Source organism: Mogibacterium kristiansenii (genome assembly GCF_009695905.1).
Lineage (GTDB): Bacteria > Bacillota > Clostridia > Peptostreptococcales > Anaerovoracaceae > Mogibacterium_A > Mogibacterium_A kristiansenii.
Genome location: NZ_VUNA01000010.1, coordinates 14,241 through 28,786, shown reverse-complemented (window position 1 = coordinate 28,786; position 14,546 = coordinate 14,241). Strand labels below are relative to the sequence as shown.

The window sequence follows — 14,546 nt, the reverse complement described above, 5'->3', positions numbered from 1 at the left end:
CACCTCCTTATAACTCTATCTGATTTTGTTTATTTACGCGTTACAACAATTAATTATAGCTTTGCACATGTATATTGTCAAGTCTTTTCTAAATTATTTTATAACTACCCTTCGGCAGTTGTCGGAACCGTCCCAAACCGATTGACCGGTCATCAGATTATACACATCCGAAGCCAGTACATCCATCTGAAGCATCCGGGAATCCAACCCGCATTTGTTGATATTATCCACAAAAGGCAGTCGATTCCATTCGTTTCTCTTGGTTTCCCGAAGAATTTCCCGACCTCTCTCGCTGAAACCCAGTACCCGCAGGTATTCCGGCGACCGATTCTGCAGTTCAACGGTAATCCCCAGAAGAATCTGATACAGCCACCTGGAAATTCTGGTATAGGTATATCGCTTGGATTTCGTATTCAGAATCAGTTCATCCAAGGACTGCGCCTTTCGAGCTGCCTCCTTCAAGCGGTTTCCCAGACCTTCTCCTCCACCCGGAGCAGAGTCCAGTTCCTCCGGTGTTTTCATGAGAATCGCATATCTAATTCCTTGAAACCATTTCTCTTCCGAAATATGGAAATCCAGTTTCTCGGAAGACCAGGGTACCCGATCCTCCGGCAGTCGATTTTCCGAAATCGCCTTTCGGATTCCGGTACTGCTCCAGAATTCTTTTTTCGGCGAATCCGTCTCGTGATATCCGGCTCCCTGTCGCTGCACGGCAACCGGTTTCATAGCCCGGATATTCTTCAGGTATTCCAAAGCCAAAATATCGTTAGATGCCTGATACATAGAGACTTCCTTCATGTCGGATTCTCTCAGTACATTCTCCCGAGCAATGGGGTAGCTCTCCCCCGACTTTCGGCGCAAAGCAATCTTCCGGCGAATTTCGGACTCATGTTCCCGCATATAGTCAGAAACCTTCCGCAATCCTTCCAAATCACCGGATTCGCTTCCGAACGCAATGTGGGTAACTCCACCGAAAGCCTCCAGCAACTGAACTCCAGAAGCCGCATATATCGCGGCATTTCCGAGGCAGTGTACCGTCGGAATCTCCAGCACCAAATCGACGTGGTTTTGCAAGGCAATCTCCGTTCGCTGCCATTTATCCAAAACAGCCGGTGCGCCTCGCTGTACGAAATTACCGCTCAAGGCACATACCACGGCACTCGCCCCCGTCCGGCGCTTCGCCTCTTCAATCAGATAGCGATGGCCGAAGTGCATAGGGTTGAATTCCGCAACAATTCCAACGATGTTACTCTTCATCTTCTCCGTAGGATGCATAGCGGTCATCAGAAGCCGCTTCCCGGCTCTGAATGCGCTCTGCCATATCCCGCATTTCCTGACGGTTGCTGTTCACCTGGGTGTTGATTCCATTCAGCATCTCCGTGAAGTGATCGTTCATCGGCTGAATGTAATCGGTCGCCAGCTTTGCGATTTCATTCTGCATATCGTACAACATCTTGTCGATGTATTCGTAAGAACGCAGCTTCATGTACCGTCCGTGGCTCTCCGCCTCTGCGATTACCGCACCGGCACGTTTCTCTGCTTCTCTCTTGATTACATCCGTCTCCACAAGATATTCTGCCTGCTTCTTCGCTGCAACGATTACCTTGTCGTACTCTGCTTTTGCTTCGTTGATGATTCGATCCTGTTCATCCTTCACCCACTGTGCCTGCTGAATATCCTTCGGCATGCTGAGTCGAATGTCGCTGATAATCTGCGAAATCTCCTCGCTATCCACAATGGCCTTGTCCGAGAAAGGAACCTTCGAGGCAGTCTCCAGGATATCTTCCAATTCATCCAGCAGCTGCATTACTTTAATGGATGCATCACTCATAGCATTAATCCTCCCATTTATACATATAAATTCGAATTATGTCCGTCTTCTGTTCGCTCTACAAATTTCCGCTGAATCGCTTGCAGCGCACACTCCGGCAAAAGGCCGGATACATCGCCTCCCAAAGACGCCACTTCCTTTATTAATGAAGAACTGATAAAAGAATATTTCGGATTCGTCATTAAAAAAATGGTTTCCGTATTTCCGGTGTACAATCGATCGTTCATCTGCGCCATCTGAATCTCATATTCGAAATCCGTTGTCGCGCGAAGACCTCGAATCACTGCACTGAACTGCTTCCGGTTTACATAATCCGCTAAAAGGCCGCCGAAACTTTCCACTTCCACATTGTCGAGATGGGTCGTCGCCTCCCTCACTACCTGAATTCGTTCTTCCAGTGTCAGAATCGGTTTCTTTGAGTTGTTCACCAGAACTCCCACTGTAATCGAATCGAACATATGTGCCGCCCGTTCCACGATATCCAGATGACCGTTTGTGATTGGATCGAAAGAACCGGCATACAATGCGGTACGTTTCATATTTTCACCTACCTCTTCAGTTAATTCTATCAAAATACAACAAGCTATGCAACCATTTTAGGCTCTTGTGTAGATATCCACTCCAATGGTTCCGTACTTCTTCTCTTTCATCTTTTTCAGGCCGGCAATTTCCTCCGGAAGAGTTTCTTCGTACAGATGTTCTGCAACAATTAAGCCTCCCTCCGCAAGGAGGTCGTTCTCCATTATTTTCTCGATTGCTTCTTCGTAATAGCCGGCCCGGTACGGCGGATCCAGGATAATCAAATCCATTTTTTTCTGCAGAGAATCCAGGCACTTTCGGAAATCCATCGTGGATACGGTGGCCTTGTCATTCGCCTTGCAGTGGTCGATGTTTTCCTGAACGATAGCAACATGCTTTCTGGAACAGTCATTGAACCGACAATGACCCGCCCCACGGGAAAGCAGTTCCAATCCCAGCACCCCGGATCCGGCAAACAGATCCAGAACGTTGGCCTCCGGAATTGACGGCATCACCATGCTGCAGATGGCCTCCCGAACCTTCTCGGTGGTCGGCCGGATATCCGCCGGAAGCTCAATTTTTCGAAATTTATAATCTCCCGCATTAATTCTCATTGATTCACGCTCCTTATTTTTTCTATAGCAATATTTATATCGTATTCTCGTAATTATCCCAAAGGTACTGCTTCATTTTGTTTCGCACGTTTTCATCCAGATGAAGCAAATCCATCTCTTCCACATCCTCTTTTGCATATTGAAGAATGTGTTCGTATTTCAGAAATTCTCCTAACATGCTCATGCTTCCGTGCTGCATGGTTCCGTGCACATCTCCCGGTCCGCGAAGGCGATAATCTTCCTCACTAATCAGGAACCCGTCATCCGTCTCCTGCATAATCTGAAGTCGATCCGCCGCACCTTCCGAATCGCTGTAGTTTACCAGCCAGCAGTAGGACTGTCGATTGCTTCGCCCCACTCTTCCTCGAAGCTGGTGCAGCTGCGCCAGTCCGAACCGATCGGCATTCTCGATAACCATCACAGTGGCTTCCGGCACATCGATACCCACCTCGATTACCACCGTGGATACGAGAACCTGAATCTTTCCTTCAGCGAACTCCGCCATAACTCGTTCTTTTTCCGAAGGGTCCATCCTTCCATGAAGCACGGACACCACCGCCGGGGAAAACCATTTTTTTACCTCTCGATACAGTGCTGTCACGGAAACCATTTCTTCCCCTTCATCGATAGCCGGCGCCACGATATAGGCCCGATTTCCGCCTTGAACTTCTTTTTTCACCTGAGTATACGCCTTCGACCGCAAGCGGTGATTCACCACCCGGGTGATGATGCTCTTTCGCTCTGCCGGTCTGGACCGAATCATGGAAAAATCCATATCTCCGTACACTGTGGCCTGAAGCGTCCGCGGAATCGGCGTTGCGGACATGACCAGTACGTTAGGAATTCGGGATTTCTCCATCAGCAAACGCCGCTGATTCACACCAAATCGATGCTGCTCGTCGGTAATCACCAGTTCCAGGTTCTGAAAAATCACATTCTCCTGGATGATGGCATGCGTTCCCACCACCACATCGGCCGTGCCCTCTTGAATTTCCTGAAGCACCTTCTTCTTCTCCGGTGCACTCAAAGCGCTAATGAGCAGAACACAGTGAATCCCCAGAGGCTCAAAATCCTTCGACAGCTTCTCATGATGCTGCCGCGCCAGAATCTCTGTGGGCGCCATGAACGCACACTGTCCGCCGGCCGCCGCCACCCGGTACAACGCCGTCTCCGCCACCGCCGTCTTGCCGCAGCCCACATCTCCCTGAACCAACCGATTCATCGGCCTTGAAGAGGTCAAATCCTGCTGAATGTCCCGCACCGCACTTTTCTGACCCTCCGTCAGCTCGAAGGGCAACTCCTCCAAAAACGGTGTCAGATCGGTTTCCGCCACCGAGGAATCCCCCGCCTCGTGGCAGAGCTGCGCTCGATTCCACTGCGTGACAAGTTGGTATAAAAACAAATTTTCATAGATATAGCGCGACCGAGCAATCCGATACGCCTGCAGCGATTCCGGAAAATGAATGTGTTCGTATTTATATTTTTCAGTGCAGAGTTTTCGCTTTCGAATCACGTCCTCCGGAATCCATTCCGCATCGTATTCCAGCGCCTGCAGCGCATACTTAATCCACCGATTGAAATCATTGGTGGTAATGCCCGCCGTACACCCGTATACCGGGAGATATCCCTTTCGCTCCAGATCCTTCGCACTGCCTTCCGGACAGATTTCCGGATTGTCAAAAATCGGCAAATCGTCCCAGCCCCGTCTCCGGCATCTGCCAAAGACAACGTACCCTTTATTCAGCCGCAGATTTTTATCCAAGAAAGGCATATTGTAGAACCACACCTTGTATTGACCGTATCCGTCCCGAAAGATGCATTCCAGCATCGGGGTTTTTCCGTTTCGGCCGCCGTACGCGCTGAACCTCTTTCGCTCCAGCTTTCCGGCAACGCGATACTCCCCGCCGTCTTCCAAATCCTTGGAAAACCAGTTCCACCGCCAATCCCGATACCGCACCGGAAAATGGTCCATCAAATCCCGTACCGTGGCGATTTCCAGCTTTCCGAGAAGCTCTTTTTTCTTCTTCCCGATACCTCGAACCGAGGCAATGTCATCCGATAATTTCAGCATCCCGTCACTCTTTTTCCCGTACATTTCTTCTTCTCAAGGTATACTTTCTTCCCACCGGCTGCTTCCCGCCCTCCGGCAGAAAGCCCATGATATTCATTCGAATTTCCGCCGGTTTCTCCAGGCACAGCACGCCGAAATCTTCTTCCACCATATTAAACAATTGCTGGGAAGCTCCCACCAAAGTTCCGTGAACGGCCGCCACCGCAAAAATATCCACGTGAATGCCTTCCGACTTCTCCCGGATTTCGACGGAATTTCCAAGCTCATGGTTTCCGGTAAAAATACCCTTCCGAAGCAGCTTGCCTTTCCGATTGCACGGCAGCAAGGTATCTTCAAAAAAAAGAAGGTTGTCCACAATCATCCGGGTAATTGCACTTCCCGCGACGGAAATGACACCGTATTCATTCTTCGACATCGTTGCCATATTGAAACCTCCTTCACCTCGTATCGAATAAATTGTATCACAGCGCAATTGCTCTGCATACAATATTTGCATATAAAAAAAGTCTTAAACGGAAATCCGTTTAAGACTTTTACACAGCCTGTATGGACTAGATGGCACGGTTAACCTTGCCAGATCTCAGACAACTTGTGCAAACATTCGCCTTTCTGACCGAACCGTTCTCACTGACTCTTACTGTCTGAATATTCGCATTCCATTTTCTTCTGGAGTGTCTATTCGAATGAGAAACAGCGTTTCCCGAAGTCTGTCCCTTACCGCAAACTTCACATTTCCTGGACATTTGCCGCACCTCCTTTGTTCTCAAAAATTTACATCTCATTTGACGCAATTAGTATTATAGCACACTTTCACAATCCCTTGCAACAGTTTTTTTATTTTTTTCACTTTTAAAATCTGCTGAATCGGGTTATAATGAATTCGGTTAATTATATATGGAAAGACGGTATAATTCAATGACAAAAAAGAAAAAAATCATTTTGTGTATCGCAGTGTTCGCCGCGGTGGTGATTGGAATCTTCAGCTACAGCATCGCTCGCCTGAATCGAATGTACGACCTCGTGGATAAAAGAGAACTGAGCAACATGCGAGACTCCATCGAGAGCCATATGGAAGATGTTGACAGCACCGACCGCATCACCCACCTGCTCACCGACTGGTGCGATGTGAATAACGTAAAGTTTACCATCGATGACAACAAGAATGTGATTATCCGAAAGACGAATTCCAAGGCGGACAAACACACTCCGACCACCGTGCTGGCAATGGAATACAACAACAAAACTTTTCAGCAAGACATCTCCGCCTATGCAGTTGCGGAATACTTCGCAAAGCACGGGCTCAACCACGGCGAAGTGAACGTTGTCTTCTTTTATAATGACAACAATCACCACACCGGCGCACGGAATATTTCGAAAAAATATATTCCGAAGAAATCTCGAATTATCTTGCTGACCCAAGGGGAATCTTCTTATATTTCCCGCAATTCTTTCGGGAACAGCCTTCAGACGGTGTCGATCCCTTATAAAAAGGTTTCTCGTCGGTGCGACTCCGCACTCCGAATTCGAATCGGCGGCATTCCGACCGGCGTTCCTTCTCAATCTACGGCCGCACAACCGAACCCGATTTCGCTTCTGGGAAACATTCTCACGCATCTGAAGAGCAAATCCGTTTCCTTCCAGCTGGCGGATGTAAAGGTCGAAAATAACGGCAATATGTCCCCTACCGGAATTCAGGCCACAATTCTAATTGATTCCTATTCGATGGAATCCGTGACCACCTATTTGGACGACCGGATTGAGGACTTCGAGGATGACAACAAGAAGGATTTTCCGGATTCCTACTATGAATACAAGGAGCTTACGGAACAGTTGCCGAGCACGGCCTATTCCAAGAAAGCGGTAAATCGCTTGATCACCTTCCTCTACACCTTCAAAAACGGCACCTACCGCTTTGACAAGGACAACGTCCCGGAAGGATACAAGGAGAAAGATATCTTCGGCATCAACAGCATTCAGAATCTCAGTGCAGATTCCTCCACGCTGAACCTCCGACTTAATACGATGGGCATGAACGACAAATATCTTAAGCAGATTGTAAAAGAAAACCTCAACGCTGCTGAGTTGTCCGACGTGAAAATCAATACAACAATCACCGATTCTCCTTATGAGAATACGAAAAACGAATTATTCCAATTGATTCAGGATGCATATAACAAAGCCAATGACGTTTCCACCGTCGATGCAACGATTCCGGAAAAGCCGGATTGCGGTTTCACAATTCTGACGTTCCTTTCCGCTAAGAATCGGAACATGGATGGAATTCATCTGCAGATTACGGACAAGACCGCCGCAAAAATTGCCAACGGCATTCTGAACAGTCCGATAATGGACCGAAACATTTTTGGATTCTAACGAACACCGAATCGAATCAATCATCTTGTTTTTAAATTCAAAAAAGCTACAAGATGTATCCATATTATGATATAATGGAATATCTTTATGGGAGGATATAACATGCAAAAAGACAACGATCAGCGGACTGACAAAGATTTAGAAGTAGAAGAATATCTTTCTCAGTTCGGCGCCGACGAAGAAGTTCAGGATGATACGGATATCTCGTCCTTCTTGATTGACGATCCGGAAGAATCCTTGAATGCAGAATCGACTCCTTCAGAAACGGAATTGGAACCGGAGCTTGTAGATGAAGAACCTGAAACGGATGCCCCACCTTCGGAAGCAGACGATTTCGATTTCGAAAGCATCGATTCCCGCAATTCCGATGAGACGGATTTGAATCTGGAAGATCTAAACGACGACATTGCCTCGGATGCCGATTTGGAGAGCTCCGATGCGGCAGCAGGTGCAGCCTACGCTAATTCATTGATATCATCTGAAAGCGAAACTGCAGCGGCAGATGCCGAGGAGCCGATTGAAGATGGCGCATCGGAATGCCCGGACTCCGATGCTGAAGAAGATGTCTCCAAAGAATTAGAAGAAAATGCCACAGAGGATGTAACACCACTGGAGGTCATTGACGATACTGATACGGAACCGGATGATACCGGCCTTCCCCTTTCCGATGATGATGTGATTGAGGCTGATGACACAGCCGAAACAGAAACGGAAGCGCCTCCGACGGAGGAGCCTGCCGAGTCAGAAGAAAATGCGGATGAAAATCCACACGATGAGGGAAATTCACACGATGCCGAAGAAACAGAACCGGACGAAGTTTCTTCGGAAGACTTGATTCGAAGCAAGGAAATCTCCGCCGTTTCCGATGTTCTTCTGGAAGACGACGCAGCAGATGTCAAAGAAATAAAGGAACCGAAATTAACTCGCCAGGAAAAGAAGGCTGCTCGCCAGAAGAAAGGCAAACGCGCTGCTCGTTTCCTTTCTCTTTTCGTGGAGAATCCGGATTACGATTCCTCTCAAGGAGAGACTATAGTGAAAGAAGGAAAGCACATCAAGAATAAGCCGAAGAAATTCAGCTTCTTCCATCTTTTCCGAGATATTATCCTCGCCGGTGTTCTCTGTGTCATGATTTTCATCTGTTATTCCTTTGTGATTATTACAAAGGCCCCGAAAATTGATCCGGTGAACATCTACGACAATATCCAGCAGAGTTCTGTCATCTACAATGATGAAGGCAGAGCAGTGGATTCGGCCTACTACACGCAGGACCGGAAAATCTGCAAATATGAAGATATGCCGGAAAACCTGGTAAACGCCTTTGTTGCACTGGAAGACAAAACCTTCTGGAAGCACCACGGCTTCAACTGGACTCGTATGATTGGTGCGGTGTTCCAGTCCATCACCGGCTCCGGAAAAATCAGCGGTACCAGTACCATTACCCAGCAGTTGGCGCGTAACGTCTATCTGCCGGAAACCATGAGTACCCGAAGCATCAAGCGTAAAGTGCTGGAAATGTACTACGCTGCTGTAATCGAAAGAAAGCTCTCGAAGAAGGAAATCGTCGAAGCCTACCTGAACACCATTTATTTGGGCTTCGGTAACTACGGTGTCGAAGCGGCATCCGAATCTTATTTTGGAAAGAAGCCGAAAGACTTATCGCTGGTACAGTGCGCTTCTCTGGCAGCTCTTCCGCAGGCACCGGACAGCTACGCACTGGTTCAAATGCTGGGTAGCGGTGAAACACCGGATGACAACGATACCATCATCAAAAAACGTCCGAACAAATACGTTGCTAACGACGAATCCAAGAATCGCCGGGAAACCTGTCTGGCGCTGATGAAGGATCAGGGTTACATCACCGAAGACCAGTACAACAAAGCCAAGGGACAGAAGCTGACGAAGTTCTTGAATGCACAGCTTTCCAACAAGGCCAGCAAATATTCCTACTTCCATGAATACCTGTTGGATGAAGTTATTCAGGATCTGATGGAGAAGTACGATTATTCCGAAGACAAGGCAACGGATTTGGTATACACCGGCGGTTTGAACATCTACTCCACGGTAGACTCCCATGCCCAGGCAATGATCGTAAAAGAATTCAATAAGGATTCCAACTTCCCGTCTATCGCCGGTTACAGCACCGACGGAAACGGAAATATCATCAATTCCGGCGGCGGAATTATGTTGTATTCCTACCGCAACTTCTTTAACAGCAAGAATGAATTTAAGCTGAAAAGCCAGGAATGCAAAGTTAACGAGGACGGTTCTCTGACCATCAAATCCGGCTACCGCTTGAACATCTACAACACCAGTGCCGGTTACAGTTTGGAGTTCAAACCGACTTACGTGAATGAAGGCGGCAAGCTCTACATGTATAACGGCGGATACATCAATATTCCGGAGAAATACAAGAGCATGGATGACAACGATAATCTTGTCATCTCTGCTAAATTCTTCAAGAAGTATCCGGATTGGATTAAACTGGGCAAGAACACGGCAACCATCACCGAGAATGCCTATACCCTTCCGGAGAAAACCATCGAGCCGCAGGCATCCATGGTTATCGTAGAGGTCGGAACCGGTAAGATTAAGGCGATGGTAGGCGGACGAAAACAGCAAGGACGTCAGCTTTACAACAGAGCACTGAATCCGCGTCAGTCCGGATCCTCCATCAAGCCGATTTCCGTATATTCGGGCGCACTCCAGAAGAGTTATGACCTGGCATCCGAAGGAAAGAAATTCCCGTTCAAGGATACCGGCCATGACCGACAAGGCAGCAAGTATTATGGCGATTACCTGACCGCGTCCTCCGTTATTGTGGATGAACGAATGACCTTTAACGGACAGACCTGGCCGCAGAACGCCAGCAACTCCTTCAGTGGTGCGGTAACGATGCGAAAGGCATTGCAAAATTCCATCAACGTCTGCGCCGTTAAGCTGGAACTCCAGGTCGGTGCGGAGTACATTGCCGATCTTGTGGAGAAATTCGGAATCACCACTTTAGACCGGGAAGGCGGTACCAACGACTTGAACCCGGCAGCATTGGCTCTGGGTGGTCTCACCAACGGTGTTATTCCGCTAGAGATGGCACAAGCCTATGCGGCATTCCCGAATGGCGGTGTGCGTCAATCCTCCATTGCATATACCAAGGTCACCGACCGCAACGGAAAGGTACTGCTCACCAGCAAGTCTGAATCCTCAAAGGTGCTGGATGAAGGCGTTGCCTTTGTCATGACAGACATGCTGAAATCCGTTGTCAGCCAGGGAATCGGATCCCCGGCCGGAATCAGCGGCGTACAGGCCGGTGGTAAAACAGGTACGACCTCCAGCGAGTTCGATATTTGGTTCGATGGATTCACCCCATCCTACGCGGCAGCGCTGTGGATCGGAAACGACGTGAACATGCAGCTCACTTCCATGTCCGGACCGGCTGCAGCTCTGTGGGGAAAGATTATGAACCAGATTCCGAAAGCGAAGAAGGGACATTATAAATCCCAACCAAGTGACGTAACTCACGTCAACGGCGAATACTATACCAAGGGAACGGAAAGCGGACGTTCCACCTACTTTGCCGATCGAGCACGTGAAGCGGCTCAACGAAAAGCCGCCGCTGCCAAGAAGAAAGCGGCATCATCGAAAAAGAGTTCTCACGACGATCACGACGACGACGATGATGATTAATCTTTAGAACAAAAGAAGTGTATCTCGCGAAAAACGAGATACACTTCTTTTTTATGCTGTGTTGAGAAACGGTTTCTCCTCCCCTACTTCAGCTTATTGCTTCGGCGCCAGATTTTCATTTCTTCCGCGGACTGAATCAGCTCCTCCCGGAAATCCGGGTGAGCAACACTGATCAGCATTTCGGCCCGCTCCCAAGTGGAACGTCCGGCAAGGTTCACCATTCCGTATTCGGTCACCAACTGATAGCTCTGGCTTCTCGGATCCGTAATGATATCCCCATGGAACGTGGCATGTACGTTGGAATGGCGCACACCCTTTCGATCCACGCGAGAAGACGGCATACAGATAAAACTCTTTCCCGTAGGGTTATCGTAGGCTCCGGTAAGGAAATCCAGTTGTCCGCCGGTTCCGCTGATATGACGAGTTCCTGCGGACTCAGAACTAATCTGACCGAATAAATCCACTCCGACGCAGCTGTTAATCGATGTAAACTTATCCAGACTTCGGATAATGTTCACATCGTTCACGTAGTCCATCGGACAAATCATTACGTCCGGATTTTCTGCCGTCCATTCCACCAGCTCCTTTGTTCCGTACACCAGTCCGCCGACGGTCTTTCCCTTCATCTCGCCGGTCTTGTTGGAGTTGGTGATTTTGCCCGCCTTATACATATCCAGGTTGGCATTTACAATCAGTTCCGAGTGAACACCCAGATTCTTCAAATCCGATTCGGCAATTTTCTTTCCAATCAAATCCGGCATACCGCCCACACCCAGCTGTACGCAGGCACCGTCCTCCATCTGTGAAACAATCTGATTGGCAATCAACTCATCGATTTCGCTGCCGGAAGCGGATGGGATTTCAAATAAATCCGGGTGTTCGCCTTCCACAATGGCATCTACTTCCGAAATATGCACCTTATTCTCTTTTCCGAACAGTCTCGGAAGCTTATCGTTAATCTCCAGGATGATTACTTTCGCCGTATCCAGCACGGCACGAGCTGTTGCGTTGTTTACGGAAAAATTGAAATACCCTTCTTCATCCATCGGTGTGACCGCCATCATGGCCACATCAACGTCCAGGAAACGGCGGTAGTATCCCGGCAGATTTCGGAACAGCATCGGGATAAAATAACACAGGCCTCGGTCGCACAGATTCCGTTCGAATTTAACCATGTGCCACGAATTATACGTAAAATGCTCCTGATTCGGGTCTTCCTCCACAATATGAAGGGGGCCATGCATCAGCAGGCTTCGCACCTTCACGTCTTCCAGTTCCTCTTTGCGGTCCGCCAGTGCCCGGTCCAAAAGCGCCGGATACGCATGCAAGCAACCGTAGTCCACCCAGTCACCGCTTTTAATCACCTTCACCGCCTTTTCCGGGGTGGTGAGTTTTGCGTTATATTCCTTATTGTAGTCGTTCACGTTCTCCTCCTCGTTCTCTGAATCCCTTTATAGATACGTTACTATTTTATCATATCGAAGGAAATGCTACAATAACGCATATTTCGGTACCTCTTACATGCAAAAAAGAAAATCATAGGAAGAGGCGGCTCCGCCTCGGAAGCCGCCTCCATGCACTCCATTTATTTTGTTTTTACGCTCTTCGTCTTGGACCAGCCGGAGTAGTATTTGATTCCACCCACCGTCTTATAGGTTTGAATCCGAACGTAATACTTCTTCTTTGCCTTTAATTTTTTTACCTTGAGCGATTTCGTCTTATAACTCTTCACCGTCTTGATGTGAGTACCTTTCTTGAACTTGGAAGAAGTGCTGTACTGAATCCGATATCCGCTCACCTGGGTCTTCTGCGCCTTCCAAGTCACCTTCATCTGCTTTCTTCCCTTTGTCAGCTTCTGCACCGCTGTCCCTTTTGGATTGATGCGGAAAGTAACGGTCTTCTTGCCCGTATATTTGCCCTTCATGGTGACTGTCACGCTGTATTTGCCCACGTTCTTTCGGCCACCGGAATACTTCACGGCGAACTCGGAGGCGGAGAACGTCTTTTCCCCTGCTTTTACCGCAACGCTCGGCTTACGAACCTTGCCGTTGTATGTGTATGCGGTGGCAGAAAGCTTCAGCACCGGATTGATTTCATTGGAATATTCCAGAACCACGGATTCCGCCGGCAACGCGTTTACATGGAAACGCACCTTACCGTTCTTCTGCTCAAAGTCGCATTCCTGCAGCGCGCCGTTGGCATCGATGCGGTAGACGTTGTCCACGGTCCGACCAAAAGACGAAGTCGTTACCGTGAAATCTCCACTGGCCAGCTTGCAGATTTCGCCCCGGTGTGGGTTCACGGTAGTGATATCCATCACCCGATAGTCCTTTTCACCCAGTTCCGGAATATCCCGATTCACCTTCCGGTCCAGAAGCACGATATCCTTGAACTGCATGCCTTCCACCGTTACGTTGCCGGAAAGGCTGGTAAGCGGCTTGTCATGCTTATGAGCCTGCCCCTTGTCCAAGAGTGTTATCGGTTCATCCGTTACGGTTATCATTTCTTGCTTTTCCTTGTCAAATGTCTGATATCTCAAGCCAACGCGATGACAGGTGGAATGGTCATAAAAAAATCTGTTTACATACGACCAAATTTTACTGTCACTATACTCACTCTTATCTTTCACTGCGATTGGAAATGGATCGATTTCATACCTTGGATCATCCGTCGAAACCATATAGTTTACATCTTCCAGAAGAATCGGCTGCACCCTTCCGTACTTATCCGTTTTTGCCGTTACCGTCTCTCTGTCACTGGTAAAAACAATATTAATTCCGGCCTCAGCTTCCTTTCCCTGGTAGTATACATAGATGTTATCATTTCTATTTCCATTTAGTCGATCCGTTGAATCTGACTGATTATTGAATGGCATAACAGTAATGCTGTTTACTCTATCATAGCAATTCTCACGTTCTTTATCTGTTGGTTTATAATCCTCCCCTTTTCTTTTTTGTAATTCTTTTAAATTTGGTTCATACGATTTTATGTTACAAAGATTTCCTTTATGAACCCAATAGTACCGATTTGCCATATACCATCTGGAATTATCCAAGACCATAAAAATATAATTAAATCCCTCCGTCAATGACAGCTCCGGCAGTTTTCCATCCTTCGTAGTCACCACCTGATCGATTTTCTGAAGGGTGCTGTTGTAAATCGTGAAAGTGACATCATAATCGACCGGTTTATCACTACTATATCTTCCATTAAAAACATCAATCGGCCCGATTTTCACCTGCTTCTGGGAGTACACATCCCGCATCTGATACGCCGGAATATCGTGGTATTTCTTAACCGTCGACGCCCCGAACACCGTGCCGCCCAGCATTCCCACCAGTAATGCGGCCAGTACTGCAATGCGGCCCACGCTCCGCCTCTTGAAGCCTTTTCCTTCCCCTCTTATCATCTCGTCCATCTCCTTCCGAATCTCAAAAAATCATTATATAATTCAATA

The 14,546-nt window shown here is 48.0% G+C and carries 11 protein-coding genes; 2 read left to right on the top strand and 9 right to left on the bottom strand.

Annotated elements, in window-relative coordinates; all coding sequences use genetic code 11:
- Positions 1–93 precede the first annotated feature (93 nt).
- The 7 genes from FYJ65_RS06030 to rpmB form a co-directional block, all read right to left on the bottom strand.
- The gene (locus FYJ65_RS06030) at positions 94–1,284 is read right to left on the bottom strand and encodes a tRNA(Met) cytidine acetate ligase (protein ID WP_154554452.1); all 1,191 of its coding nucleotides are present in this window, start codon (positions 1,282–1,284) and stop codon (positions 94–96) included.
- A complete protein-coding gene (locus tag FYJ65_RS06025; RefSeq protein ID WP_154554451.1) occupies positions 1,247–1,831 on the bottom strand; it encodes a hypothetical protein in 585 nt (194 codons plus the stop codon). Before FYJ65_RS06025 ends, FYJ65_RS06030 begins: the two co-directional genes overlap by 38 nt.
- 17 nt (positions 1,832–1,848) lie before the next feature.
- Positions 1,849–2,370, bottom strand: a complete 522-nt coding sequence (gene coaD / locus FYJ65_RS06020) for a pantetheine-phosphate adenylyltransferase (protein ID WP_154554450.1) — start codon at positions 2,368–2,370, stop codon at positions 1,849–1,851.
- 57 nt (positions 2,371–2,427) lie between these two features.
- Positions 2,428–3,009 (bottom strand): 16S rRNA (guanine(966)-N(2))-methyltransferase RsmD, encoded by a 582-nt coding sequence (rsmD, locus tag FYJ65_RS06015; RefSeq protein WP_277672405.1) that lies wholly within the window; start codon positions 3,007–3,009, stop codon positions 2,428–2,430.
- Positions 2,999–5,035: an ATP-dependent DNA helicase RecG gene (recG, locus tag FYJ65_RS06010; protein WP_206157331.1), complete on the bottom strand. Its 2,037-nt coding sequence runs from the start codon at positions 5,033–5,035 to the stop codon at positions 2,999–3,001. Before recG ends, rsmD begins: the two co-directional genes overlap by 11 nt.
- 4 nt (positions 5,036–5,039) lie before the next feature.
- Positions 5,040–5,459, bottom strand: coding sequence for a hypothetical protein (locus FYJ65_RS06005; RefSeq protein WP_154554447.1), 420 nt, complete (start codon positions 5,457–5,459; stop codon positions 5,040–5,042).
- A 127-nt stretch (positions 5,460–5,586) separates the two neighbouring features.
- On the bottom strand, positions 5,587–5,778 hold the full coding sequence (rpmB, locus tag FYJ65_RS06000; RefSeq protein WP_154554446.1) for a 50S ribosomal protein L28: 192 nt from the start codon (positions 5,776–5,778) through the stop codon (positions 5,587–5,589).
- A 172-nt stretch (positions 5,779–5,950) separates the two neighbouring features.
- Here rpmB and FYJ65_RS05995 point away from each other — a divergent pair, with 172 nt between their 5' ends.
- Positions 5,951–7,408 carry a zinc-binding metallopeptidase family protein gene (locus FYJ65_RS05995; RefSeq protein WP_154554445.1) on the top strand — a complete coding sequence of 486 codons (1,458 nt, stop codon included), beginning with the start codon at positions 5,951–5,953 and terminating at the stop codon, positions 7,406–7,408.
- 102 nt (positions 7,409–7,510) lie between these two features.
- Positions 7,511–11,089: a transglycosylase domain-containing protein gene (locus FYJ65_RS05990; protein WP_206157330.1), complete on the top strand. Its 3,579-nt coding sequence runs from the start codon at positions 7,511–7,513 to the stop codon at positions 11,087–11,089.
- 83 nt (positions 11,090–11,172) lie between these two features.
- Here FYJ65_RS05990 and FYJ65_RS05985 read toward each other — a convergent pair whose 3' ends face one another.
- Positions 11,173–12,513 carry an acetyl-CoA hydrolase/transferase family protein gene (locus FYJ65_RS05985; RefSeq protein WP_287795620.1) on the bottom strand — a complete coding sequence of 447 codons (1,341 nt, stop codon included), beginning with the start codon at positions 12,511–12,513 and terminating at the stop codon, positions 11,173–11,175.
- Between the two features lie 161 nt (positions 12,514–12,674).
- Positions 12,675–14,498, bottom strand: a complete 1,824-nt coding sequence (locus FYJ65_RS05980; RefSeq protein WP_206157329.1) for a fibronectin type III domain-containing protein — start codon at positions 14,496–14,498, stop codon at positions 12,675–12,677.
- Positions 14,499–14,546: the final 48 nt, after the last annotated feature.

Bases quoted from the DNA above. Each gene is read 5' to 3' on its own strand.
- FYJ65_RS05990 (WP_206157330.1), top strand. From the start codon at position 7,511: ATGCAAAAAGACAACGATCAGCGGACTGACAAAGATTTAGAAGTAGAA.
- FYJ65_RS05980 (WP_206157329.1), bottom strand. From the start codon at position 14,498: ATGATAAGAGGGGAAGGAAAAGGCTTCAAGAGGCGGAGCGTGGGCCGC.
- rpmB (WP_154554446.1), bottom strand. From the start codon at position 5,778: ATGTCCAGGAAATGTGAAGTTTGCGGTAAGGGACAGACTTCGGGAAAC.
- recG (WP_206157331.1), bottom strand. From the start codon at position 5,035: ATGCTGAAATTATCGGATGACATTGCCTCGGTTCGAGGTATCGGGAAG.
- FYJ65_RS06030 (WP_154554452.1), bottom strand. From the start codon at position 1,284: ATGACCGCTATGCATCCTACGGAGAAGATGAAGAGTAACATCGTTGGA.
- FYJ65_RS06025 (WP_154554451.1), bottom strand. From the start codon at position 1,831: ATGAGTGATGCATCCATTAAAGTAATGCAGCTGCTGGATGAATTGGAA.
- FYJ65_RS05995 (WP_154554445.1), top strand. From the start codon at position 5,951: ATGACAAAAAAGAAAAAAATCATTTTGTGTATCGCAGTGTTCGCCGCG.
- coaD (WP_154554450.1), bottom strand. From the start codon at position 2,370: ATGAAACGTACCGCATTGTATGCCGGTTCTTTCGATCCAATCACAAAC.
- FYJ65_RS06005 (WP_154554447.1), bottom strand. From the start codon at position 5,459: ATGGCAACGATGTCGAAGAATGAATACGGTGTCATTTCCGTCGCGGGA.